Genomic DNA, 22,594 nt, shown 5'->3' with positions numbered 1-22,594 from the left:
TAGAGTAAAATACCTTTTGGTAAAATATTGTTGATATGAATAAAAACAGCACAGAAATGAGGGGAATATGGGGAATATGGATAATATAAGAGAATATGGAACGATTGAACTTGACGATGAAAAAAGCGGAAAACATTTTTTGGTAATCTCGATAATCGGGGAGATAGAAGGACATAACAGTGCATCTGAGAAGGTAAAAACAACAAAGTATGAACATCTGCTGCCTATGCTCGTATCAATCGAGGGCGATGAGGATATAGACGGGATACTTTTTCTGATAAATACGGTCGGCGGTGATGTCTCGTGTGGACTTGCACTGGCGGAGATGATAGCATCACTTACAAAACCGACTGTTTCACTGATAATAGGTGACAGCCATTCAATAGGGGTACCGCTTTCAGTCGCTGCAGACCACACTATCATAGCTCCTTCCGCAACGGTTGTCATACATCCGGTGAGAATGAGCGGCACGGTGCTGGGTGCTCCTCAGACATATGAGTATTTTCAACTCATACAGGAGCGGATAACGAACTTTATCGCAAAACACAGCGTAATTGAGAAAAAAGAGATAGAAAAGATGATGGTGACACCGGGGATATTGTCAAGGGATCTCGGTACGATACTTGTTGGAAAAGAAGCCGTAAAAAAAGGACTTTACGATGAAGTCGGCGGGATAGCCGAAGCAATAAAAAAACTGAGACAGTTATAAATGGCAGACTTCTTTTTGCTGAATATATAAAAGCTTGTAATTCAATGTTACATTACAGTGAGTTTCTGCAGAGTAAAATAGAAGATTCAATGTTTTTTACAATATCCTTAAGAATTGCGTAAATTTATTGCAATATGAGAAAGACTCCTATATAATATTCAAAGGTAAAAAATAACAAATAAAATCAGATGATATGGTGCAAAAGTTAAAAACAGATAGTAATCCATCGGTCTTAGAAATATTGTTTAGCTTCAACATCATAATATAATATCTGTGAGTAAATGGGAGTGTATATGGAAGAAAATCGTAGAAACAGTGACAGAAACAGTTTTAAAAAGAGAAGCAGAAAAAAAAGAAAGAAGAAAGTATTAAAGAATGTTCTGTTAAGCATCTGTCTTATAATAAGTATTGCGGCAGGCTATTTTGCGGCAAGGGCACAGGTTATGTTCAACCAGTCATTAAATCATGTAAAGAGAAATTATGACTCGGCATTAGCTACAGTTGATTTAAGTGGTATTCATGTCGATTCTGATAATGATATTGTAAATCTTCTTTTTATAGGTAATGACCACCGAAAAGAGTGGAATGGTTTTGTTGAGGAGGGGCTTCCGGATGTTATGATGATAGGAACTCTCGATAAAAAACATAAATCATTAAAACTTACATCACTTCTCAGGGACATGAAAATTTATTCGTCATCATCAGGAAAATACAGAAAGTTAAATGAGTGTTTCAATGATGGTGGCATAAAGGGCATATATAAGGCTATTGCAGAGAACTTTAACATAAAGCTTGACGGATATGTCATGGTCGGCTTTGATGCGTTTACGCAGGCAATAAATACGATAGGCGGAGTTGAAGTAGAGCTTACGCAGACGGAAGTAGATTATCTGAGCAAGACAAACTTTATCAGAAAGAAAAAATATCGTAAAGGTTTAAAAGTCGGAAAGCAGAAGTTGAACGGTTATCAGGCACTCGGATATTGCCGCATACGAAAAGGATATGATGTAATAGGAAAGCCTGTCGTTACGGCAAACGGACTTACCGATGATTACGGTCGTACATGGAGACAGAGAACAGTTATCAGTGCCGTGTTTGCAAAGATGAAGAAACAGCCGCTTTCAAAATGGCTTGAAGTTGGAAATAAGGTTCTCTCTAATATTGAGACGGATCTTGACAATGACAAGGTAATGTCTCTTATGAAAGATACGGTATTTCTTGGTACGGCTGATGTAAAACAGCTTCAGATACCTATGGAGGGATATTTTACGACAAGCTCTGACGGAGCATATCTTCTTTCAACAAATTCAAGTGAAACTGACTGGAGCACAAATGCTGATATTTTGAAGAATTTTATATTTAAATACAATGGTAAAGGTGAATTTAAGTATGGAAATAAAAAGTAGTCAGAATTTTATTGCAATAAAAGCAGTTTTCGTGTAAAATAACATTTTGTAACGCGGGAATGTTTTATGTACTCTCAGTATCTTCTTAAAATTCTTCGTTCAGAAGATTTCGAGAGCACGTTTTTACGGAATGGAGGAAGATGAAGATATGTGGAAGAAGATTATATTATCACTTCTCATAATAATTAGCGGTGCAGCCGGATTTTTTGTGGCTAAGGCACAGGTTACATTTAACAATACATTAAATCATGTCAACAGGGATTACGATACGGCACTTAAGAATGTAGACTTAAGCGGTATTGAGGTAAATTCTGATGATGATATTGTAAATATTCTTGTAGTCGGCAACGATTACAGAAAAGAAAAAGGATATGATGCGAGCGGTCTTACAGACACTATGATAATCGCAACAATGGACATGAAGCATGGAATGTTAAAACTTACAACATTGATGCGTGATATGATTGTAGACATACCGGGACATGATCCAAACAAATTAAATTCACCAAATTCATTTGGCGGAATACCGCTTCTCTACAAGACGATAGCTCAGAACTTTAATATCGAACTTGACGGTTATGTGGAAGTTGGTTTTGATGCATTTGAAAAAATTGTCAATTCAGTAGGGGGTGTGGAAGCAGAGCTTACTGAGTCAGAAGCAAACTACTTAAACACTACGAACTATATTTCAAAAAAGAAATACAGACATGTAAAGGTTGGAAAGCAGAAGCTTAACGGAAATCAGGCACTTGGTTACTGCCGTATTAGAAAAGGCGGCACATATACCATAACAGGACTTACGGATGATTATGGTCGTACATGGAGACAGAGAGCCATTATTACAGCAGTTTTTGACAGAGTAAAGACACTGCCTGCAACAAAATGGATCGATATTGCAAACAAGGTACTTGATGGATATGTTACTACAGACCTTTCAAATGAAAAGATACTTGAATATATCACGGATGTTGTCAAGATGGGTACTACAAAGGTAAACCAGCTTCAGGTACCTATAAACGGATATTACAGAGCATCGGCAAGAGGCGAGTACAGTTGTGGTTCTTCTATCGTTATGACTGACGGAGTAAGCTCAACCAGAAATTCAAGTGCAAATGCTGAGGCACTCAATAAATTTATATTTGATTATGATGGAAAGAAAGCATTCCAATACGGAAAATTTACAAATAAGTAAAGAAATAAGGAACTGCGAAGATTAAAATAACAGACTGCCTTTATAATTTGGCGGTCTGTTATTTTTACAATATGCGAATTTTTTGGAAAGTAAAAATCATTAAGAAATGCAATGAGAAGTATATTTATGCAGCGTATGTGGAAAACACCAGTTTTTTAAATGATTTTAATATATAATCGAGATAAGTCGCACGATTAACGGACTCGGACGCATATATCGGAATATCATCAATTTTTGTATCATTGAGAAAATAGGTGATTTTTCCTATGTTTTCACCTTTTTTTACCGGTGCAGTGAGGTTCTTTTTAAGATAAACCTTTCTTGATATTTTTTCTGAACTTTCATTTTTTATAAGTATATATTTAAAATTACTTTTTGTGTATGAACTAAGATACTTTTTTCTGCCGCCGGCTATCTTTATCTTAGATGGAAGCACTTTTGAGGTCTTTTCCGAATAATTTCTGCACAGAGAAAAACCATAGTCTAAAAGACTTGCGGCTTCGTTAAATCTTTTTTTGGGGTCAGGTGATGCCATCACAACGGCGGTCAGACTGATACCGTTGCGGCTTGCCGTAGCACTGAGACAATATTTGGCTTTTGATGTAGAGCCGGTTTTAAGTCCCGTTATACCTGTATAGGTTCTGATAAGCTTATTTGTATTTGTAAGTCCGAATTCTTTTTCACCTTTTTTGGTCTTGTGGGTTATCTTATCCATCCATGTAGTAGAATATTTTGAGATTTCGGGGTGTTTTGTGATAAGTTCTCTCGACATGAGTGCAACATCATAGGCGCTGCTGAAATGCCCGGATGAGATGGAATCATCAAGACCGTTGCAATTTTTAAAATGAGTATGTTTCATGCCGAGTTTTTGAGCTTTTTGGTTCATAAGTTTGACAAATTCCGTCTCACTTCCGGCGACAAACTCAGCCATAGAAACAGCGGCATCATTTGCACTTGCGATGGAAATACATTTTATCATTGTCTCTACATTTTGTGCTTCGCCAGGTTCAAGAAAGACCTGTGAGCCACCCATTGAGGCGGCATATTCACTTGTTGTCACCTCGTCAGTCAGCTTGATTTTTTTTGATGACAGTGCATCGAAGATTAGATTTAAGGTCATTATCTTGGTTATGCTCGCCGGAATCATTTCCTTATCCTTGTTTTTTTCGTATAGGATTCTGCCGCTGTTGTTCTCGATAAGAACGGCAGTCTTTGAGTCTATTGATAATGCGGCTTTTGCAGTGGCACGAGGTATATAAATAATGTTTGAAATAAAAAGAGTAAGGGACATTATAAATAAAAGATTTTTTTTCGCAGACATATGGTTATCATCCTTTTATACAGGTAAAATATGTATTAATCCATATTTATTCATAAATATACGGTTATATTACAAAATTGTATTGTTTTGGTGTGGAAAAAAATAATTTTTTTGTGTATAATAGTTTTGCTGTTCGCATTTATTGAGCAGGTAGCAGAGCGGATGGTAAATATCCGCCTGACAAAAGTAATTTTATAACAAAATTAAGAAAGAAACGGGTTGTTATCGTATTCTAAAGATAATGACAGAATGGAGAATAATAATGACAAGTAAACAGAGAACAGAATTAAAGTCACAGGCTATGAAGCTTGACAGCATTTTCCAGATAGGAAAATCAAGTCTTACTCCACAGTCTATAGAAGCTATAAGAGCGGTATTAAAGGCAAGAGAACTTATAAAGATAAATGTATTAAAGAATTGTGATGATGATACGAATGAACTTGCAAAACTTATCGCTGAGAGAACGGGAGCGGAGGTTGTGCAGGTTATCGGTAAAAAAATAATACTCTATAAACAGAATATGCAGAAACTTGAAAAACGCCGTCTTGCAGAAAAAAGAGCTGAAAAGAAAAAAGAGGCAGCAAAAAGAAAAGCAAAAGAAATCAAGCGTGGAACAAAGTCAGAGTGGACAAGGGCTGACAGCATGAGAAAGAAAAATCAGGTAAAAAAGAATAAATAATAGATTAAAAACTGAAGATGCAGGTGGTGTATAAGACAAATGAGTAAAGTAGGTATTATGGGAGGAACATTTAATCCTATCCATCTTGCACATACGGAGATGGCAAAAGTGTGTCTGCGGCAGCAGGATTTAGACAAGATTTTATTTATGCCGTCAAAAAATCCGCCGCACAAAAAAGACAAAAGTATATTGCCTGAAAACGAGCGTGCCGTTATGGTAAAGCTGGCGGTTTCAGAATATGATAAATTTGTATTTTCGGATTTTGAGCTGCAAAGAAAAGGTACGACATATACGGCAGATACATTAAGACTGTTACAGGAAGAAAATCCAGACGATAACTATTATTTTATAATGGGTGCGGATTCGCTGCTCTATCTGGATAAATGGTACCGACCACAAGAGATATTAAAGAGGGCGGTCATATTAGCAATAGGGCGTGACGGCTCAACACCTGATGAACTCAAAGAAAAAAGAAAAGAGCTTATAAAACAGTATGACAAGGCGGATATACGCTTTGTGCATATGCGGCAGATGGATATAAGTTCGAGCATGATACGGGAAGGTATCGCACATGGAGAAAACATGGAAAAATACCTTGACAAAGAAGTATGGAACTATATAAATGAAAATGGATTATATGATGCGATATAGCAATATGTGAGATGGCTTTGATATACAGAAGTAAACGGAATAAGGATGAAAGACTGAAAGACGGGTGTATAGGGATGAAAGATGAATATATAAAAATTCAGGAAAAACTAAAAAAGAGATTATCTGAAAAAAGATATGCACATACGATAGGTGTAAGCTATACTGCAGCGGCAATGGCAATGCGTTATGGTCTAAATGTTGATGACGCGGCAATGGCAGGGCTGTTGCATGACTGTGCAAAATACATGACTGATGATGAGCTTATCGAAAAATGTAAAAAATATGGTATAGAATGTAGTGAGACGGAGAAAAGAAACGGATATCTGCTCCATGCAAAACTCGGTGCATATTATGTAAAAGAAAAATACGGAATAGACAATGATGAGATATGTTCGGCAGTCAGATACCACACGACAGGAAAGCCTGTTATGTCGGTTCTTGAAGCCATTGTGTTTACGGCAGATTATATAGAGCCTGGCAGAAAGATACTTCCAAACTTTAAGCTTATAAGAAGCATGGCATTTGTTGACCTTGACGAAGCCGTATATCTTATACTTAAAAACACATTGTCTTATCTGAGTGATGAAAAGAAAAGTGAAGCAGGCAAAGAAAAAGAGATTGATGAACATTCAGTTGAGGCCTATAAATATTATAAAAAAATTCATGATGAAAAAGGTATTAAGTGATTGCAAAACTGATTATATGTTGTGCTGATTGTGTAAATATAAACAAATAATAACGCAGGCACGCTTTTGCTACCTGTCACTCGTAGCAGTACATAAATCAGCAAAAAACGCTGATTAAGTGCTGACGGTGACAGAAGTGCACTGCTAACATTATTGTTTATATTTACACAATCTAATCAAGATTTATGATAGTTTCGCAAATACCTATAGCAGTATATAAAAATAAGGAGAGAATATATGACAAAACAGAGAGAGATGGCAAAGATTGTTTTTGATGCACTTGATGAGAAGAAAGGCGAAGATATTAAGATAATTGATATTTCCGAGATTTCAATCATGGCAGATTATTTTGTGGTTGCAAGCGGTTCAAGCTCTACACAGATACAGGCACTTGTGAGAAATGTTGAGGAGAATCTCCACAAGGCAGGATATGTGATGAAGAGGATGGAGGGTGACAAGAACAGTTCATGGGTTCTGCTCGATTTCGGTGATGTTGTCGTTCATGTGTTTAACAGGGAGGACAGGCTTTTTTATGACCTTGAAAGAATCTGGTCTGACGGAAAGATTATCACACCTGAGGAGTTGTGATGGTTATAGTTTAGTATGTGAAAAATGCTCTCATATTTGAGGGCATTTTTTATAGAAACAGTTCATCCTTGCATTTCTTACATTCATAAACCTGCCAGCGAGCTGTCAGTCGCTGCTTTGCAGCTTATGTTTACTCATTTCAGAAATGAAAGGCTATTCTACCATAAAAAGGTACTTAACAATACAATGAACAAGCTCATTGTATTGCCAATTATCTTTTTATGGCTGAACTGTTACTTTTTATAGAAAATTCTTTGAACATATGTTTGACAATGCCTTGCAAATATGATAAAATATACAAAATTACAATATATATTCGGGAGGGCAGTGTTATGGCAAAAGAAAGAATATCTGCAAAGCAGAAAGAAATATTAGACTTTATCAAATCAGAGATTATAAATAAGGGATATCCGCCTGCAGTTCGTGAAATTTGTGAGGCGGTCAATCTCAAATCTACATCCTCGGTTCATTCTCATCTTGAGACATTGGAGAAAAACGGTTTTATCAGGAAAGACCCTACAAAGCCAAGAGCCATTGAGATTATTGATGATGACTTTAATCTGGTGAGGAGAGAACTCATAAATGTTCCTATCATTGGTTCAGTGGCAGCAGGAGAGCCTATCTTTGCGGAGCAGAATATAGAGGGATATATGCCTGTACTTCCGGGAGATATGCCAAAGGGAGAAGCGTTTATCTTAAATGTCCGTGGTGAGAGTATGATAAATGCAGGTATCTTCGATGGAGATAAGGTGCTTGTTCATAAGCAGAGTGTTGCAGAAAACGGTGAGCTTGTAGTGGCACTTGTCGATGATTCAGCCACGGTTAAGACATTTTATAAAGAGGACGGTCATTTCAGACTTCAGCCTGAAAATGATACTATGGATCCCATTATCGTAGACAATGTCGATATACTTGGAAAAGTAGTAGGTTTATTTAGAACATATCATTGATTTAACACTATTTTTGGAGAACTTATATGAATCGTATTAAGGATGACATAAAGCAGAGGAAGTTTCACAATCTGTATCTTCTTTACGGCAGTGAAGAATTGCTCAAAAAAAATTACAGGGAAAATCTTAAGCATTTTATTCTGGAAAACAGTGATGAGATGAATTTTTCAAAATTTGAAAATAGAGGCATTGATTTAAGTGAGGTACAGTCCATAGCCGATACATTGCCGTTTTTCAGTGATTACAGGCTTATTGTTATTCAGGACAGTGGTCTTTTTAAAACATCAAATGATTTTGCTGATTATCTTGAGCATATGCCTGACAGTACGATTATTATTTTTGTTGAAAAAGAGATCGACAAGAGAAACAAGTTATATAAATATGTAAACAAAAACGGAATAGCTGCTGAGATTAAACTTAAGGACGCACAGGAGACATTAAACTGGGCGGCGAGAAGATTAAAAGATGCCGGGAAAGTGTTCACCAGACAGACGATGGAGTATTTTTTGCAAAGAGTGGACAATAATCTTTACAGTCTCTCAAATGAGATTGACAAGCTTGTTGCATATACAGGAGACAGGCAGGAAGTGACGATTGCCGATATAGACGAGATATGTCCTGCATTTCTCCAAAATCATATTTTTCAGATGGTGGATGCGGTCGGTGCATCAGATGCAGATAAGGCTTTGAAATTGTATAATGAACTGATTGAGTTAAAAGAAGCTCCATCTTATATTTTGTATATGCTCATAAGACATTTTAATATACTTCTTCAGATAAGTTCACTAGGAGGAGCAGCAAAGAATGAGATAGCAGCAAAGATTGGTATTTCACCTTATTTTGTCGGCAATTATCAGAGACAGGCAGCAGGTTTTAAAAGAGAACAGCTTAAAAATGCATTAGAGAGCAGTCTTGACACGGAGCAGAAGTTTAAGACAGGAATATTAGATGACCAGATAGGTGTAGAGCTTTTGATAGTCGGACTTGTAAGCAGATAGTTTTTGATTTTGTGATAATTGTGTGATAAAGAGGCTTACCAGCTTGTCATTTTTGTGGCTGTATGATAACATTATATCAATTACAAAGCAAAAACCAGGAGGAAAAACGATGTGGTGTCCAAAATGTAAAACTGAATACCGTGACGGTATAACAGTATGTGCAGATTGCGGTGAAAAACTTGTTGAAGGTACAGCGGATGACTTTGATGTAGTTGAGATCTGTGATTTAAAAGATGATGAAATGGCAGAAAATTTTATCGAGTATCTCGGATATTCAAAGATTGAAAATGCTAAGAAAGTCATAAGGGACGGAATTACTATAGTGACCGTGCCATCAAGATATGAAAAGCAGGTTGAAAAACTGTTTAAAGGTTTTCAGCTTGCATTAGAGGAAGACAAGGAAAAGCAGAAACAGGAGGCTTTAAAGAAAGCACAGGAAGAAGCATATGCACAGCAGGACTCAGAAGATGTTTCAGTTGATGGAACAGAAAATGCCGATTTCGACCAGACAGAGGAGTCCTCTGGTACGGATATGGAGAGTGCAATAGATGCTGATACTCAGGCTGATGAAACAGAACAGCAATGGGATATAAACAAGGATGAGAGTGAAGATGATGAAAAACTTGTTGAGGAGGACGATCTTCACGATAATGTCATCACTGACGATGAGATAGAAGAAGATACGGCGGACATCTTATATACACCGTCAAAGGCATATGTAAAAAAAGAAGATGAGTATAAGGATGTTAAATTTTCAGGGATTACATTTATCATATTCGGTATTCTAGGTATAGCATATCTTACATTATGTAAACTTGATATTATCGCTATTGATTACAACATATTTGTATTTTGTGTCATAGCGGCATTATTTGTCGGATTTATAGTTATGGGAGTTGTTTCAGTAGTCAAGTCGAAGAAGATTAAACTTCAGATTCCGGAGGAAGAAATCCTTACAGAAGAGTTAAATAAATGGCTTGAAGAAAATATTACTAAAGAGAGAGTGGAAAAGTGGATTGACGATTCTGTTTCAGATGAGGAGAATGACCTTATAGTTATGGCACATATCAGATCAATCCTTATAAAGAAGTATCCGGATTTAAATGTTTCATTTATTGAGATGCTGACAGAAGAATTTTTCAATTCTCATTTTGTTGAGGATGCTGAGTAGATTAAAAATCAACAAGTAAAGAAAAAAGAACAGGATTCAAAATATGTCATTATAAGTCCTGTTCTTTTTATTTCATAAATTTTAAATTTTCTTTTTGAAAATATATTTTTTGTTACAAATTCAACTATATTTCTAACACATAATTGTATTTGGTAAAAAGTTTTTGACAAAAACGATTATGTATCAGTGTGATACATAATAGCTTTTGTTATAAACATCGTATATTATATGGATAGTTTACAGTTCTATGCCGTTTTCCTTAAGAAGTTTTCTTGCACTTTCGATGGAATCGACACCTGTTTTATTTTTGATAGGTGCAAATTCTTTATTTCTTTCAACCTCAAACGGAAGACAAGTATCAAGCATATGAATCATATCAAGGATAAGAGTTTCAAACTTATATCCGTTTGGAGATTCAGGTTTGATAAATTCACCGTTTTCATTCATATAAGGTATTTTCTTTTCTACGATATGAAGTGGGAGTTCGTTGTTGCATATCTCCTCAAGTTCAGGTTCGTGGAAAAGATAATTGAGAATAACGCCAAAGTTATATGCAGGGTCACCGTTTTCATCTTTTGTGTTGCGAAGTTCTTCTGTCTGCTCATAGTATTCGACGATAGATGGTCGTCCATCCTCAAGGCACATAACACCGACTTTTTCGTCGGGGTCTGCTTTCCTTACAACTTTTGCACCGACAGTGCATTTCTGGTCTATAGTTGCACCGATAAAGCATGGGTCAGCAATACGCTGGAGAACATTATCAACAGCAAAAACATTAATCCACTCGATATTTTCTTTGTGGATTATATCGACAATTCCCGCATTTTGCATAGATGAGAACCAACCGCCATTTCCATTAGGGGAAGTGGCAATCTTATCCTTTGCTTCCATATATACCTTGCCTTCATAAGTTGCGGCAGGTGCCATATCCTGCTTGAAAAAATGAATATAATCAGGGTTGTAGGTAAAGTAATTTTGTTCTTTAAAGAACGAAGTTGTCGCTTCATGATTTTTATCACTTGTCATAATAAAGAGGTGAATCCATACACCGGCTTCGTCAACAACATCAAGAAGATTTCTGATAATACGCTGAAAAATATAGACCGGTTTTGTGATACCTATGTCATACATACCTTTTGGGTTGTCCGAACCAAGTCTTGTTCCCATACCGCCCGCTAAGAGAACTGCACTGACTTTGCCGGCACGGATAGCTTCAAGACCTAGTGATTTAAAATGTTCTTTTGAAGCATTGATTTCAGTCAGCGTCATAGCTTTTATAGGTGTTATAACTCCTCTTTTATCCTCGGCTTTACCATTTATTACTTTAGAGGTAACTGAAAAATCAGTCTCGTCAATTTGTTTTAAGAGAGCCTCTTTTTGTGAGTCATTTAATTCATCATAATAGTCAAGAATGTGTTCCTGTGCATATTCTTTAAGTTTGTTTTTTGCATTTTCAAAGTTCATAAATTTTTGTCCTTTCTCCGTAGTTTAAGAATTTGTTCCAATTTACATTGTTACAGTTACTATTATACATAAAAATGAACAACTATGCAATTGACTTATGTTAAGTGACGGAATATAATTAAAAATAAAGCGACTGCGTTAATGAGCAAGCAGCGAAGCGGATTGCGAATGTCCGTTTTACTTCGGGAGGAAGATTTTAATGTTTGGCAGAAAGAAAAAGAAACAGAGCAAGGATATGACTTACTTTTATTTAGATGCACTTAAGAATAAACAGATTCCTGTGTTGGTATTAGACCCAAAGTGGCATGAGTTATTTCCGGACTTTAGAAAAACTGATAAAATAAAAAAACTTGAAGAACATCTTCTTGATCTTATCAAGCAGCAGGGACAGTCCTCAAATGATTTAAAGGAATATGAGAAAGCCAAGAAAGTCGTCATGGAAAATATTGTAAACAATATGACGGATGGGCATGAGCCTGACGCAGAGCTGAGAAATAAAAAGCAGGATGCAAATCAGAAGATGATTGATGAGATAAACCAAAAGACAGCCGAGGCACAGCAGCTACAAAGACAGCTTCCGGCAGAGATACAGATTGCAAATAAAGAGCTGCTCATTGCCTGCATGGATGTATGTTACAGGGAACTTACGGAAAATACAGCCGTTATAGAGGAACTCGATGCGTGGATAAATGCGGCAAGAGAAGAACTAAAAAACAGGATTCTTGCCAAGCAGGACAAGGAGATGCGAAATACGGAGTTGTATAAATATATGCATAATCTTCTTGGAGCACAGATAGTAGAAATTTTTGATAAAAACAATCATGTATGGAAGGGAAATGTAGAAGAAAACATTTCAAGTAAAAAATAATGAGTAAGATTATTGGTGTCGGGACAGATATTGTTGAAGTTGGGCGTGTGCTTAAAAGTTGTGAAAAACATAGTTTTTTAAATAAATATTATACAGAGGCAGAAAGAGAACTTATAAAAAGAAGAAAGAGTTGTGCTGCCACTAATTTTGCCGGAAAAGAAGCAGTAGCAAAAGCTTTTGGAACCGGCTTTTTAAATTGTATGCCTGAAGATATTGAGATACTCAGAGATGAAAAAGGAAAACCATATGTAAATCTTTCCGAAAAAGCAGAAAAAATTGTAAAAGAAAAAGGCATAACAAAAATTCACATATCATTGAGTGATACGGATAAATTGGCAATGGCATATGCGGTAGCAGAGGGGGATTAAGACATGAGATATATAACTGATGCAAGAGAAGCAAAGCAGATAGATAATATTTCGATAAATGAGATTGGTATTCCGTCACTTGTACTGATGGAGAGAGCTGCACTTGGTGTTGTAGAGGAGATTGAAAAGGTATATGGAGAATTGTCTGCTAATGCCTGTGTTAAGAGAAAAACAGAAGATAATTTTTTGAATTCGCAAAGGTGCAAAAAATCTGCGGAACTAAAAAATGTTAATTCAAAAATACTTGTAGTTGCAGGAATGGGAAATAACGGAGCCGATGGAGTAGCGGCAGCAAGAATGTTAGAACATGACGGGATAAAAACTGCGATAAAGCTTGTAGGAAATATTGAACACGCAAGTGAAGAAATGAAAAAACAGCTTGAAATAGCAAAAAATCTTGGGATTTCTTTTGTCACGGACATGAAAAAAAATGAATATGATATTATAGTAGATGCCATTTTTGGAATTGGTTTGTCAAGAGAGATAACAGGTGAATATAGAGAAATTATAGAGAAAATAAACGGCAGCAATTCTTATATTGTTTCTGTTGATATTTCGTCGGGAGTAGATGCCACAGGCGGGAAAATACTTGGAACAGCTGTAAAAGCAGACATGACAGTTACATTTGGAAATTTAAAAAGAGGAATGTTGCTGTTTCCGGGTGCAGTGTATTCAGGCGAGATAAAGGTTAAAGACATAGGTTTTCCGGATAAAGCAGTAGAAAGCGTGTCACCAAAAGCATATACATTTGAAAAAAATGACCTTTACTGTATGCTGCCACAGAGAAAAATGCGGACAAATAAGGGAAGCTACGGCAAAGTTCTTGTGATAGCGGGATGCGAGGCAATGTGCGGAGCCTGTTATTTCAGTGCCGCAGCAGCCTATAGAGCAGGATGTGGTCTGGTGAGAGTACTTACGGCAAAAGAAAATATGCAGATATTAAAGACAAAACTGCCTGAAGCTATAGTGGGAAGCTATGATGAAGAATTTGAGGATGGCATAGATTTTACACCTAAAAAAGAGGTAGAAGAGGCAATCGGCTGGGCTGATGTTATTGTGATAGGTCCGGGACTTGGAAAAAGTATTAAAGCAAAGTTGCTTGTAAAACGCATATTAAAAGTGAAAGACAAAACTGTTGTCATAGATGCCGACGGACTAAATATTTTAGCTGAATTTATAGAAAATAAAGAGCATGACCTCGGTAATCTTGGAACAAACTTTATATTGACACCGCATTTAAAAGAAATGAGCAGACTTGCAGGGAAGACAACGGATGAGATAAAAAATGATATGCCGTACTATGCAATGGCACAGGCTGAATGTAACATAGTCTTAAAAGATGCGAGAACAGTTGTCGGTGAGGGAAGAAACATACCGGACGGAAAGATATATATAAATACATCAGGAAATAATGCACTTGCAACAGGCGGTTCAGGCGATGTATTAAGTGGCATAATAGCAGGCATTGCGGCACAGGACATAAAAATGAAGCCGGCACTTGCTGCTGCATTTGGGGTATATGTTCACGGACTGACGGCAGAAAAATACACTGAGACAAAAAGCAGGTACAGTATGACGGCATCTGATATAATAGATATGCTTCAGGATGTAATGCCTAGGTAGATAGTGGAGATTATGGTAAATAAAACTGAGAAATGAGGATTAAAATGAGTACGAATAAAATAAAAGAATACTACAGAGTGAAAGTTGATATAGACCTTGATGCGATACATGAAAATGTTGTAAATGCAAAAGCACTTACAAAACCCGGAACAAAACTCATGGCTATAATAAAAGCAGATGCATACGGTCACGGAGCTGTCATGGTCGCACAAACATTAGAGGATGTTGCGGATGCATACGGTGTTGCCATACTAGAGGAAGGAATAGAGTTAAGGCAGGCAGGCATAAATAAACCTATACTTATACTTGGATATACGCCGGCACCTCTTTACAGTGCAATGATAAAATATGATATAGCAACAGCGGTATTTGAGTATGATATGGCAAAAAAAATGTCGGATACGGCAGAAAAAATGGGGAAAAAAGCTAAAGTTCATATAAAACTGGATACCGGAATGAGCAGGATAGGATTTAAGCAGGACGATGAAAGTCTTGCGGTTATAAAAAAGATAGCAGAGCTTCCCGGAATAGAAATCGAGGGCTGTTTTACGCATTTTGCGACAATGGATGAAAAAGATAAGACAAAAGCCATGAAGCAGTTTGAGAGATATATGGATTTTGTTAAAAGAATAGAAGATGCAGGCATTAAAATACCTGTAAAACATGTGTCAAACAGTGCCGGAATAATAGAAAAGCCGGAAGTAAACCTCGATATGGTAAGAGACGGAATATGTGTATATGGAATGTATCCGTCTGAGGAAGTAGACAAAACAAAATTAAATCTAACACCGGCGATGGAGATAAAATCGTATGTGTCATTTGTAAAGACACTTAAAGCCGGAGTAGAGATAGGTTATGGCGGTACATATACGACAACCGGTGAAACGGTAGTGGCAACGATACCGGTAGGATATGCTGACGGTTATTCAAGAGTATTGTCAAACAGGGGCAGAGTTCTTATAAAGGGAAAAAGTTTTCCGATAATTGGAAGAATATGCATGGATCAGTTTATGGTAGATATAAGCAGCCAGCCTGATATAAAACAGGGCGATGAGGTAACTCTTGTCGGCAGGGACAAAGATGAGTACATATCAATAGAAGAAGTGGCAGATATGTCATATTCATTTAATTATGAATTTGTTTGCGACATAGGAAAAAGAATACCGAGAGTGTATTACAGAGGCGGAAAAGTAGTTGCGACAAAAGATTTTTATCCGGAGTATTAGAATAAGTCTCTGGCTATAGTAAAAAATTCATGCTTTTTAAAGATACATATGTATAAAAACGATAAAGATGGAAAGAAATAACACTATAGGATGCATAAAGAATTACATAAAATGCAATTCCGGATTATGAGCAGTTGTAAGAGTACATTTTATTGATGTTAAGTCAGGAAATGTTTTCAGAACTGCTAAGTCAAATCCAGTTTAAGAGCGATTGATAGAGTTTGTCTTTTTGGATTTCAATGAAGAAACAACTCTTAAAGCTGCTCAGTCAATTCCAGATTATTGTGATAGGAGCGTGAAAATTTTGAATATAAAGCGGGGAGATATATATTTTGCAGATTTAAGACCGGTAGTGGGTTCAGAGCAGGGAGGGATACGCCCTGTGCTTATAATACAGAATGATATGGGAAACAAACACAGTCCGACAGTTATATGTGCGGCAATAACATCGAGAATGAACAAGGCAAAACTGCCGACACACATAGCACTTGAGGTGAACAGGTATGACATAATCAAAGACTCAGTGATATTGCTTGAACAGATAAGGACTATAGATAAATCAAGATTGCGTGAAAAGGTCTGCCATCTCGATGATGAGATACTTGAGAGGATAAATCATGCACTTTGCATAAGCCTTGCACTTGAGGAAGGATGCTTAAGATAATCAAAACAAGGAAAAGAGGGAACGATGAAAATAACACTTCTGACGGTAGGAAAGATAAAAGAAAAATACTTTACAATGGCAATAGATGAATATAAAAAGCGGCTTGGCAGGTATTGCAAACTGGAAATAATAGAGGTTGCAGATGAAAAGACACCGGATAATGCCAGTGAGCATGAGGAAGATATAATAAGGGCAAAAGAAGGGGAAAGACTCACAAAATACATAAAAGACGGGGCATATGTTATCTCACTTGCCATACAGGGAAAACAATATTCATCAGAGGAATTTGCGGACAAGATAGACAAGCTTGGGATAAACGGGGTAAGTCATATTATTTTTATAATAGGCGGCTCAATAGGGATAGATAAAGATATACTAAAAAAATCAAACGAATTGTTGAGTTTTTCAAAAATGACATTTCCGCATCAGCTTATGAGGGTGGTTCTGCTGGAGCAGATATACAGGGCATATAGGATAAATGCAGGGGAACCATACCACAAATGAGAAAATTAAAACTTCAAAGATATAGAAAGTATAAGGAAGAGTGGCTGATTTGGTTACTCTTCCAATTTTTTTACAGGAATGTGGCTGTAAATGGGTGTGAAACGGGGGTTTGCTGAAAAATGTAATAGCTGATATACGTTTTGATGGGATTGACGCAAGTGAGGATAAGTGATTACTTGTGATGTGGTTGTTTCTGGTGAGGGATTGCATCTGTTTATAGGGAGATTTTGAAGGTGCATTGAGGAAGGTAATCTGTGTTATACCAGATGATGTATGATGAGAGAGTGGGAATGACAAGATATAGTGTCTGAAGATTAGTTTCCTCAGTGGATGGGGTGAAAAATAAGTGATTGTTGGAAAGATAAATGTATGATAGAATATGTACAAATCGAAAGTTGTAGGTGATATTTTTGAGCCGAAATAAAGCAATTGCCCTTTATTTGATAGGAACTTTGGGGCAAATATGGATGATATGTATTATAGTATTTATATTGCGTAGTAGTGGTATGATTGTAGATTATACGACTCTTGTTGGAATGGTTGCTATTGGGATTGGAGGAGTTTCATCTGCTCTGTGGGGCACTATTATCGCAGAAAAGTACAAAAAATACAGTATAAAGAAAATACTGAAAGATTTTTTCGCTGTAAAACAAAAATTTTGCAGTTATTTATTTGTGCTTTTATTCTTGTTATTGGATTTTTGCTATGTTGTGTTTAATGGAAAATTAGTGCTAAGTGCGTGGTATATTCCACTTGTTCTATTTTTTAAAGCAATCATATTTGGTGGAATTGAAGAGGTAGGATGGAGATATGTTTTTCAACCTGTTTTACAGGAACGCCATAATTATATCACATCAACGATAATTACTTTTGCTGTATGGGGAATATGGCATTTTTCTTATTTCTACATTGAAGGAACATTGCCACAAGTACAGGTGTTTGGATTTTTGTTTGGATTGTTGACTAATTGCTTTATTTTATCCGCTTTATTTATAAAGACAAACAGTTTGTGGATATGTGTGATGACACATTCGTTAATCAATGTTTTCTCACAATTAGTAGTAGGTGGTAATCAAAATGTATCTTATGCTTGTAAAATAATTATTATAGTAATGGCAACTGTTCTTTCGATTAGAGAGCGGAATAAAAAAGCAACCGATGTGTCAGTTCTTTAGAGAGTGATCAATTCCAGTTTGTTGACATGAAGAACATTTATAGTAAAATTAGATACATAAAACACATAATATTATAAAAAGGATAAAGAGCGATATGTTCTTTATCCTTTTTCATATTTTTAAGGAAGGAGAATGTGAACCGTGAGTGAAATATCACAGGGAAGAATATTTGGCTATGCTAGAGTATCATAAACAGAACAAAATTTAGATAGACAACTGGTGGAGTTGGTAAAGTATGTTCCAGAAGAAAACATTGTTACTGATAAGCAATCAGGTAAAGACTTAGAGAGAGGAGGATATTAGGTATTAAAAGGGCGGTTTGTATTGCGTAGAGGTGACACACTATACATCATGAGCCTAGATCGTCTGTCTAGAAATAAAGCAGATATAAAAGCGGAGTTGCAATGGTTCAAGGATAACGGTATCAGACTGATGATTCTTGATTGACCGAGCTGAAAGCGAGGGATGCTTCTTGACTGAAAGTCAAGAAGATGGAAAAATCAGAAGGACAGGAATGGATAATGGAAATGTGGAAAGCAAAGGAAAACGCAATGGATGAATTTAAATTTAATGTGGAGACTACAGTAATAGGAACAGCAGACGGAAAAGAAGTATTTGAGGTACGCAAGCAATATAATATAGAGGGGAAATCAGCGATAATATAAAAAGAATTTGTATTCTGCCAGAGAACAGATTAGTAAAAATACAAAATGTAGCTATTCTATTGAACAGGTCAAAACTATATTAAAGCTGATTAAACCAATCATTGAAAAAAGCAAGGTCGAGGAAGTAAGAACACTAATGCATTTGATGATAGAGGAAATAACGATAGACCGCAAAACAAGGTCAGTTGATACAATCAGTATCAAGTTCAACAGGCAACTAACAGAATATTTATGTTTACAGGAGGGTGCTTCGAAAGAGGCATCCTTTTTTTCTGCCTTGAAAGAGGAAGAATTGGCATTTGTGATTCGACTATGATGGAAAAAAAGCAATCAGGTAACAAGGAGATGAAGCAGGGGGATTGTGAGAATATGGTAGTAGTGTTAGAATGATAAAAGAAAATGTAAATCGATATTTGACGGAGGAAAATGCATGAGTAATTTGTATGTTTCAGATTTAGATGGGACATTATTGAGAAGTAGCGAAGTAACCTCTAAATACACAAATCAAGTAATCAATTCGTTGGTGGAAGAAGGGATGATTTTTTCCTATGCTACGGCACGTTCTTTAGTTACAGCTAAAAAAGTGACCGAAGGAATAAATGCAAAAATTCCGTTGATTGTATATAACGGAGCATTTGTGATTGATAATATTACGGAAAAAATATTAATTGCTAATTATTTTGATGATTCAGTACATTCAGTACTAGAAGATTTGTTTAGTAATAATGTGTATCCCATTGTTTACGCATACATTGATAATGTGGAAAAATTTTCGTTTGTGCGAAAAATGTGTACAGAGGGTATGAATATGTTCCTCGAAAGCCGTAAAGGCGATGTTCGAACAAATGAGGTGAATTCATTGTCTGAGTTGAAAGAGGGTAATATTTTTTATATTACTTGTATTGATGAGCCAAAAAAACTTATGCCTTTGTATGATAAATATAAGGATAAATATCATTGTGTATATCAGACGGATATTTATACAAATGAACAGTGGTTAGAAATTATGCCGTTAGAAGCATCAAAATCAAATGCTATAAAGCAATTACAAAGCATGTTGAATTGTGAAAAGCTAATTGTGTTTGGTGATGGAAAAAATGATATAGACATGTTTCAAATGGCTGATAAAAGTTATGCTGTTGCAAATGCACATAATGATTTAAAACAATTTGCAACAGAGGTGATTTTGTCGAATGACGAAGATGGTGTTGCTAGATGGCTTGAAGCAAACTATAAACAATAGAAGCGGGTAAAAATTCCAATTTATTCAAGGTAATGATGTTTATTATATAGTAATTGTATGGAAGAGAAGTTGTCATGGCTTTTCTTCTAATCATTTTAGAAGAATATATAGTTTTATTGGTTTGAAATAACAGAAATAATAGGTATAAAAATAGCTTGTATTTATTGTATGATTTGTATATAATATAAGTGAAAGAGAGGTGTATATTATGACAGTAGATACAAATACAATGATTTCTATAACAGAAGCTAATCAGAATTTTTCAAAGGTTGCTCGAGTTGTTGACGAACATGGTACAGCGGTTATTCTTAAAAATAATGTGCCAAAATATCTTGTAATAGACTTTGGCAAAGCAGAACAGGAAAAAATAGCATCCACGGAGGACGTGTTTGCTATATCAGAACGCCTTATTAAGCAGAATATGGAAGCTTATGAGGTACTTGCCAAATGATAAGATTAAGCAAAGGGCAGGTCGTTTTACTTCATAAAAGGCTGATTGAGACTACTGGCGGTAGTAACGGTATTCGTGATGATGGGATGCTTGATTCAGCACTTGCTAATCCATTTCAGTCATTCGGAGATGAAGAGTTATATCCAAGTATACAAGCAAAAGCAGCACAACTTTGTTTTGGAATTGTAAAGAATCATCCTATGATTGATGGAAATAAACGCTTAGATTCTCATGTGATGCTGGTATTTTTAGCATTAAATGGTTATGAACTTTCATACACGCAAACGGAATTGAGTGATATAATACTTGATTTAGCCTCTGGTAAAATAGGAGCAGAGGATATATTGCAATGGATTATCAGTCATCAAAAATAATGTATAAGATTATTATATATATGTAATACTCAACGGACAAATATACGATACAATAAGCATTAATATAAATATTTGCTGGCTTGGAGGTTAAAAAATGATAACAGATACATTTGATAATTTATCGGAAGAAATAATTAAGGTTAATCGTAACGATAATGCGGTTAAGGTAGATGCCTGCATTCTTACATTTTCTCATGTGATTTTAAAATATGTTTTAGAAAATTTTGAGTGTAAAAAAATTGGAGATTTATTTTCATCTAATGGAGTGAATCCTGTTTATGGATTTGAGTATAAGAATAGGTATTTTGCTGTATATATGTCTTATGTTGGAGCACCGGCATGTGTGGCAGATATAGAAGATACTATGTCGATTATTAACACAGATAAATATGTTGTTTTTGGTGGTTCGGGATGTTTGAATAAAGAGGTTGCACGTGGAAAGGTTATGGTGCCTACTGAGGCTTATCGTGATGAAGGAACTTCATATCATTATGCGCCTGCTTCAGATTATATTAAAATCCAAAATGCAGATGTAGTAGCGAAGTTTATGGAAACAGTCGGTTTGCCTTATGTGAAAGGAAAAACATGGACAACAGATGCGGTGCATAGAGAAACGAGAGCGAATTTTGAAAAACGTAAAGCCGATGGCTGCATTTCTGTCGAAATGGAATGTGCTGCTGTTCAAGCTGTATGTGATTATAGAAAACTTAATGCCTACTTCTTTTTTACTTGTGGTGATTTGTTAGATGCACCTAAATGGGATGAACAGATGAAGAAAGATCAAGTAAAGCATACACAGCATGATGCAGGACATTTTGATATTGCTCTTGAACTGGCTTACTATATTACGGAATAGAAATATTGGAAGGAAACTTTTAAAATAACATAGAGAATACAACCATAAGAATAGAATTTGATTTTTATAGTATCAAGTTCAAAAGACAACTAACAGAATATTTATGTTTACAGGAGGGTGCATCGAAAGAGGCATCCTTTTTTCTGCTTTAAAAGAGGAAAAATTGGCATTTGTGATTCGACTATGATGGAGAAAATGTAATCAAGAGATGAAAGGGGGTGCGTTGTAAGAATATGGTATTTATGGTAGAATGATAATGGTAATGCAAATAGAAACTGTAAATTGGAGTATTGTTATGGAAATAAAAAAAGCTGAAATCAAAGATTTAGATGTCGTAGTTAAAATGAAAATGGAAATGTTTATAGAAGTAGGTTCAATATCTTTATTACAGGATAATGCTGAAAAAAAGATATATGAGAAATATAAAGAATTATATCAGGATGGGAAAGGTTGTCATTATTTAATATATGAAAATGATACTGTTATTGCGTGCGGAGGTGCTGTGATCAAAGAAGATGTTCCGTTTTGTTTTTTCAAAACTCCAACGTATGGCTATATAATTGATATATATTGTGTTCCGGAAAAGAGGAGAAGTGGTTATGCTTCAAAGATAATGGCGGAGCTGATTAAATGGTTGCAAAATAAAGGGGTACACAATATAAAACTAAAGCCATCATCGGCAGGACGACATTTATATGAAAAATTTGGATTTGGTGATTCAGGAGAAATGGAAACTTGGTTATAATATTTGGGGTTAATAAA

Annotated in this window: 25 protein-coding genes and 1 pseudogene; 24 read left to right on the top strand and 2 right to left on the bottom strand. The window is 35.8% G+C overall.

The window, feature by feature from the left end; all coding sequences use genetic code 11:
• The first annotated feature begins 67 nt into the window (after positions 1-67).
• From DWZ63_RS02220 to DWZ63_RS02210, 3 genes are all read left to right on the top strand, one after another.
• A complete protein-coding gene (locus DWZ63_RS02220; protein ID WP_243020456.1) occupies positions 68-709 on the top strand; it encodes an ATP-dependent Clp protease proteolytic subunit in 642 nt (213 codons plus the stop codon).
• 293 nt (positions 710-1,002) lie between these two features.
• Positions 1,003-2,115: an LCP family protein gene (locus DWZ63_RS02215; RefSeq protein WP_182431418.1), complete on the top strand. Its 1,113-nt coding sequence runs from the start codon at positions 1,003-1,005 to the stop codon at positions 2,113-2,115.
• 148 nt (positions 2,116-2,263) lie between these two features.
• The gene (locus DWZ63_RS02210; protein ID WP_055942347.1) at positions 2,264-3,307 is read left to right on the top strand and encodes an LCP family protein; all 1,044 of its coding nucleotides are present in this window, start codon (positions 2,264-2,266) and stop codon (positions 3,305-3,307) included.
• Positions 3,308-3,431: 124 nt separating this feature from the next.
• On the opposite strand, the gene DWZ63_RS02205 is transcribed toward DWZ63_RS02210, so the two are convergent.
• Positions 3,432-4,628 (bottom strand): D-alanyl-D-alanine carboxypeptidase family protein, encoded by a 1,197-nt coding sequence (locus DWZ63_RS02205; protein ID WP_118498551.1) that lies wholly within the window; start codon positions 4,626-4,628, stop codon positions 3,432-3,434.
• 262 nt (positions 4,629-4,890) lie between these two features.
• On the opposite strand from DWZ63_RS02205, the pseudogene DWZ63_RS15890 reads away from it, so the two are divergent.
• From DWZ63_RS15890 to DWZ63_RS02170, 7 genes and pseudogenes are all read left to right on the top strand, one after another.
• Positions 4,891-5,172, top strand: a pseudogene (locus tag DWZ63_RS15890) (YhbY family RNA-binding protein); the annotation flags it as partial.
• Between the two features lie 174 nt (positions 5,173-5,346).
• Positions 5,347-5,958 carry a nicotinate-nucleotide adenylyltransferase gene (gene nadD, locus DWZ63_RS02195; RefSeq protein ID WP_118498547.1) on the top strand — a complete coding sequence of 204 codons (612 nt, stop codon included), beginning with the start codon at positions 5,347-5,349 and terminating at the stop codon, positions 5,956-5,958.
• Between the two features lie 17 nt (positions 5,959-5,975).
• A complete protein-coding gene (gene yqeK / locus DWZ63_RS02190) occupies positions 5,976-6,644 on the top strand; it encodes a bis(5'-nucleosyl)-tetraphosphatase (symmetrical) YqeK (protein ID WP_243020455.1) in 669 nt (222 codons plus the stop codon).
• Between the two features lie 237 nt (positions 6,645-6,881).
• Positions 6,882-7,232, top strand: a complete 351-nt coding sequence (gene rsfS, locus DWZ63_RS02185; protein ID WP_022013893.1) for a ribosome silencing factor — start codon at positions 6,882-6,884, stop codon at positions 7,230-7,232.
• Between the two features lie 332 nt (positions 7,233-7,564).
• Positions 7,565-8,182, top strand: a complete 618-nt coding sequence (gene lexA / locus DWZ63_RS02180) for a transcriptional repressor LexA (protein ID WP_055942337.1) — start codon at positions 7,565-7,567, stop codon at positions 8,180-8,182.
• A 26-nt stretch (positions 8,183-8,208) separates the two neighbouring features.
• On the top strand, positions 8,209-9,180 hold the full coding sequence (gene holA / locus DWZ63_RS02175) for a DNA polymerase III subunit delta (protein ID WP_022013891.1): 972 nt from the start codon (positions 8,209-8,211) through the stop codon (positions 9,178-9,180).
• Positions 9,181-9,289: 109 nt separating this feature from the next.
• Complete coding sequence (locus DWZ63_RS02170; RefSeq protein WP_118498545.1) at positions 9,290-10,351, top strand: hypothetical protein; 1,062 nt, start codon at positions 9,290-9,292, stop codon at positions 10,349-10,351.
• A 237-nt stretch (positions 10,352-10,588) separates the two neighbouring features.
• Here DWZ63_RS02170 and DWZ63_RS02165 read toward each other — a convergent pair whose 3' ends face one another.
• Positions 10,589-11,815, bottom strand: a complete 1,227-nt coding sequence (locus tag DWZ63_RS02165; RefSeq protein ID WP_055942331.1) for a UDPGP type 1 family protein — start codon at positions 11,813-11,815, stop codon at positions 10,589-10,591.
• A 199-nt stretch (positions 11,816-12,014) separates the two neighbouring features.
• On the opposite strand from DWZ63_RS02165, the gene DWZ63_RS02160 reads away from it, so the two are divergent.
• The 14 genes from DWZ63_RS02160 (at position 12,015) to DWZ63_RS02095 (ending at position 22,577) form a co-directional block, all read left to right on the top strand.
• Positions 12,015-12,683 carry a hypothetical protein gene (locus DWZ63_RS02160; RefSeq protein WP_022013888.1) on the top strand — a complete coding sequence of 223 codons (669 nt, stop codon included), beginning with the start codon at positions 12,015-12,017 and terminating at the stop codon, positions 12,681-12,683.
• Positions 12,683-13,051, top strand: a complete 369-nt coding sequence (gene acpS / locus DWZ63_RS02155; protein WP_118498543.1) for a holo-ACP synthase — start codon at positions 12,683-12,685, stop codon at positions 13,049-13,051. Before DWZ63_RS02160 ends, acpS begins: the two co-directional genes overlap by 1 nt.
• 3 nt (positions 13,052-13,054) lie before the next feature.
• Positions 13,055-14,674 (top strand): NAD(P)H-hydrate dehydratase, encoded by a 1,620-nt coding sequence (locus DWZ63_RS02150; protein ID WP_118498541.1) that lies wholly within the window; start codon positions 13,055-13,057, stop codon positions 14,672-14,674.
• Between the two features lie 44 nt (positions 14,675-14,718).
• The gene (gene alr, locus DWZ63_RS02145; protein WP_347474812.1) at positions 14,719-15,900 is read left to right on the top strand and encodes an alanine racemase; all 1,182 of its coding nucleotides are present in this window, start codon (positions 14,719-14,721) and stop codon (positions 15,898-15,900) included.
• 304 nt (positions 15,901-16,204) lie between these two features.
• Positions 16,205-16,564, top strand: a complete 360-nt coding sequence (locus DWZ63_RS02140; RefSeq protein ID WP_022013884.1) for a type II toxin-antitoxin system PemK/MazF family toxin — start codon at positions 16,205-16,207, stop codon at positions 16,562-16,564.
• Between the two features lie 24 nt (positions 16,565-16,588).
• A complete protein-coding gene (gene rlmH / locus DWZ63_RS02135; RefSeq protein WP_055942325.1) occupies positions 16,589-17,068 on the top strand; it encodes a 23S rRNA (pseudouridine(1915)-N(3))-methyltransferase RlmH in 480 nt (159 codons plus the stop codon).
• A 410-nt stretch (positions 17,069-17,478) separates the two neighbouring features.
• The gene (locus tag DWZ63_RS02130) at positions 17,479-18,243 is read left to right on the top strand and encodes a CPBP family intramembrane glutamic endopeptidase (protein WP_118498539.1); all 765 of its coding nucleotides are present in this window, start codon (positions 17,479-17,481) and stop codon (positions 18,241-18,243) included.
• Between the two features lie 324 nt (positions 18,244-18,567).
• Complete coding sequence (locus DWZ63_RS15885; RefSeq protein WP_270392293.1) at positions 18,568-18,690, top strand: recombinase family protein; 123 nt, start codon at positions 18,568-18,570, stop codon at positions 18,688-18,690.
• A 44-nt stretch (positions 18,691-18,734) separates the two neighbouring features.
• Positions 18,735-18,908 (top strand): hypothetical protein, encoded by a 174-nt coding sequence (locus DWZ63_RS15600; RefSeq protein ID WP_182431417.1) that lies wholly within the window; start codon positions 18,735-18,737, stop codon positions 18,906-18,908.
• A 430-nt stretch (positions 18,909-19,338) separates the two neighbouring features.
• Positions 19,339-20,151, top strand: a complete 813-nt coding sequence (locus DWZ63_RS02115) for an HAD family hydrolase (RefSeq protein WP_118498535.1) — start codon at positions 19,339-19,341, stop codon at positions 20,149-20,151.
• A 208-nt stretch (positions 20,152-20,359) separates the two neighbouring features.
• Entirely contained in the window at positions 20,360-20,602 is a 243-nt protein-coding gene (locus DWZ63_RS02110; protein ID WP_118498533.1) for a type II toxin-antitoxin system Phd/YefM family antitoxin, read from the top strand.
• Positions 20,599-20,976 carry a type II toxin-antitoxin system death-on-curing family toxin gene (locus DWZ63_RS02105; protein ID WP_118498531.1) on the top strand — a complete coding sequence of 126 codons (378 nt, stop codon included), beginning with the start codon at positions 20,599-20,601 and terminating at the stop codon, positions 20,974-20,976. Before DWZ63_RS02110 ends, DWZ63_RS02105 begins: the two co-directional genes overlap by 4 nt.
• Before the next feature lie 94 nt (positions 20,977-21,070).
• A complete protein-coding gene (locus tag DWZ63_RS02100; RefSeq protein ID WP_118498530.1) occupies positions 21,071-21,832 on the top strand; it encodes a nucleoside phosphorylase in 762 nt (253 codons plus the stop codon).
• 295 nt (positions 21,833-22,127) lie between these two features.
• The gene (locus DWZ63_RS02095; protein WP_182431416.1) at positions 22,128-22,577 is read left to right on the top strand and encodes a GNAT family N-acetyltransferase; all 450 of its coding nucleotides are present in this window, start codon (positions 22,128-22,130) and stop codon (positions 22,575-22,577) included.
• The last annotated feature ends 17 nt before the right edge of the window (positions 22,578-22,594 follow it).

It is taken from the genome of Clostridium sp. AF34-13, from assembly GCF_003477845.1.
Taxonomy (GTDB): Bacteria; Bacillota; Clostridia; order Lachnospirales; family Lachnospiraceae; genus Butyribacter; species Butyribacter intestini.
Note: the sequence above shows the minus strand (reverse complement) of the source record. Positions and strands in the feature narration are given on the sequence as shown.

Coding starts and splice junctions, on each gene's coding strand:
- DWZ63_RS02095 (WP_182431416.1), top strand. CDS start 22,128: ATGGAAATAAAAAAAGCTGAAATCAAAGATTTAGATGTCGTAGTTAAA.
- alr (WP_347474812.1), top strand. CDS start 14,719: ATGAGTACGAATAAAATAAAAGAATACTACAGAGTGAAAGTTGATATA.
- holA (WP_022013891.1), top strand. CDS start 8,209: ATGAATCGTATTAAGGATGACATAAAGCAGAGGAAGTTTCACAATCTG.
- DWZ63_RS02150 (WP_118498541.1), top strand. CDS start 13,055: ATGAGATATATAACTGATGCAAGAGAAGCAAAGCAGATAGATAATATT.
- DWZ63_RS02160 (WP_022013888.1), top strand. CDS start 12,015: ATGTTTGGCAGAAAGAAAAAGAAACAGAGCAAGGATATGACTTACTTT.
- DWZ63_RS02115 (WP_118498535.1), top strand. CDS start 19,339: ATGAGTAATTTGTATGTTTCAGATTTAGATGGGACATTATTGAGAAGT.
- rsfS (WP_022013893.1), top strand. CDS start 6,882: ATGACAAAACAGAGAGAGATGGCAAAGATTGTTTTTGATGCACTTGAT.
- DWZ63_RS02170 (WP_118498545.1), top strand. CDS start 9,290: ATGTGGTGTCCAAAATGTAAAACTGAATACCGTGACGGTATAACAGTA.
- DWZ63_RS02215 (WP_182431418.1), top strand. CDS start 1,003: ATGGAAGAAAATCGTAGAAACAGTGACAGAAACAGTTTTAAAAAGAGA.
- nadD (WP_118498547.1), top strand. CDS start 5,347: ATGAGTAAAGTAGGTATTATGGGAGGAACATTTAATCCTATCCATCTT.
- DWZ63_RS02210 (WP_055942347.1), top strand. CDS start 2,264: ATGTGGAAGAAGATTATATTATCACTTCTCATAATAATTAGCGGTGCA.
- lexA (WP_055942337.1), top strand. CDS start 7,565: ATGGCAAAAGAAAGAATATCTGCAAAGCAGAAAGAAATATTAGACTTT.
- acpS (WP_118498543.1), top strand. CDS start 12,683: ATGAGTAAGATTATTGGTGTCGGGACAGATATTGTTGAAGTTGGGCGT.
- DWZ63_RS02165 (WP_055942331.1), bottom strand. CDS start 11,815: ATGAACTTTGAAAATGCAAAAAACAAACTTAAAGAATATGCACAGGAA.
- DWZ63_RS15600 (WP_182431417.1), top strand. CDS start 18,735: ATGGAAAAATCAGAAGGACAGGAATGGATAATGGAAATGTGGAAAGCA.
- DWZ63_RS02110 (WP_118498533.1), top strand. CDS start 20,360: ATGACAGTAGATACAAATACAATGATTTCTATAACAGAAGCTAATCAG.
- DWZ63_RS02100 (WP_118498530.1), top strand. CDS start 21,071: ATGATAACAGATACATTTGATAATTTATCGGAAGAAATAATTAAGGTT.
- rlmH (WP_055942325.1), top strand. CDS start 16,589: ATGAAAATAACACTTCTGACGGTAGGAAAGATAAAAGAAAAATACTTT.
- DWZ63_RS02220 (WP_243020456.1), top strand. CDS start 68: ATGGGGAATATGGATAATATAAGAGAATATGGAACGATTGAACTTGAC.
- DWZ63_RS02105 (WP_118498531.1), top strand. CDS start 20,599: ATGATAAGATTAAGCAAAGGGCAGGTCGTTTTACTTCATAAAAGGCTG.
- DWZ63_RS02205 (WP_118498551.1), bottom strand. CDS start 4,628: ATGTCTGCGAAAAAAAATCTTTTATTTATAATGTCCCTTACTCTTTTT.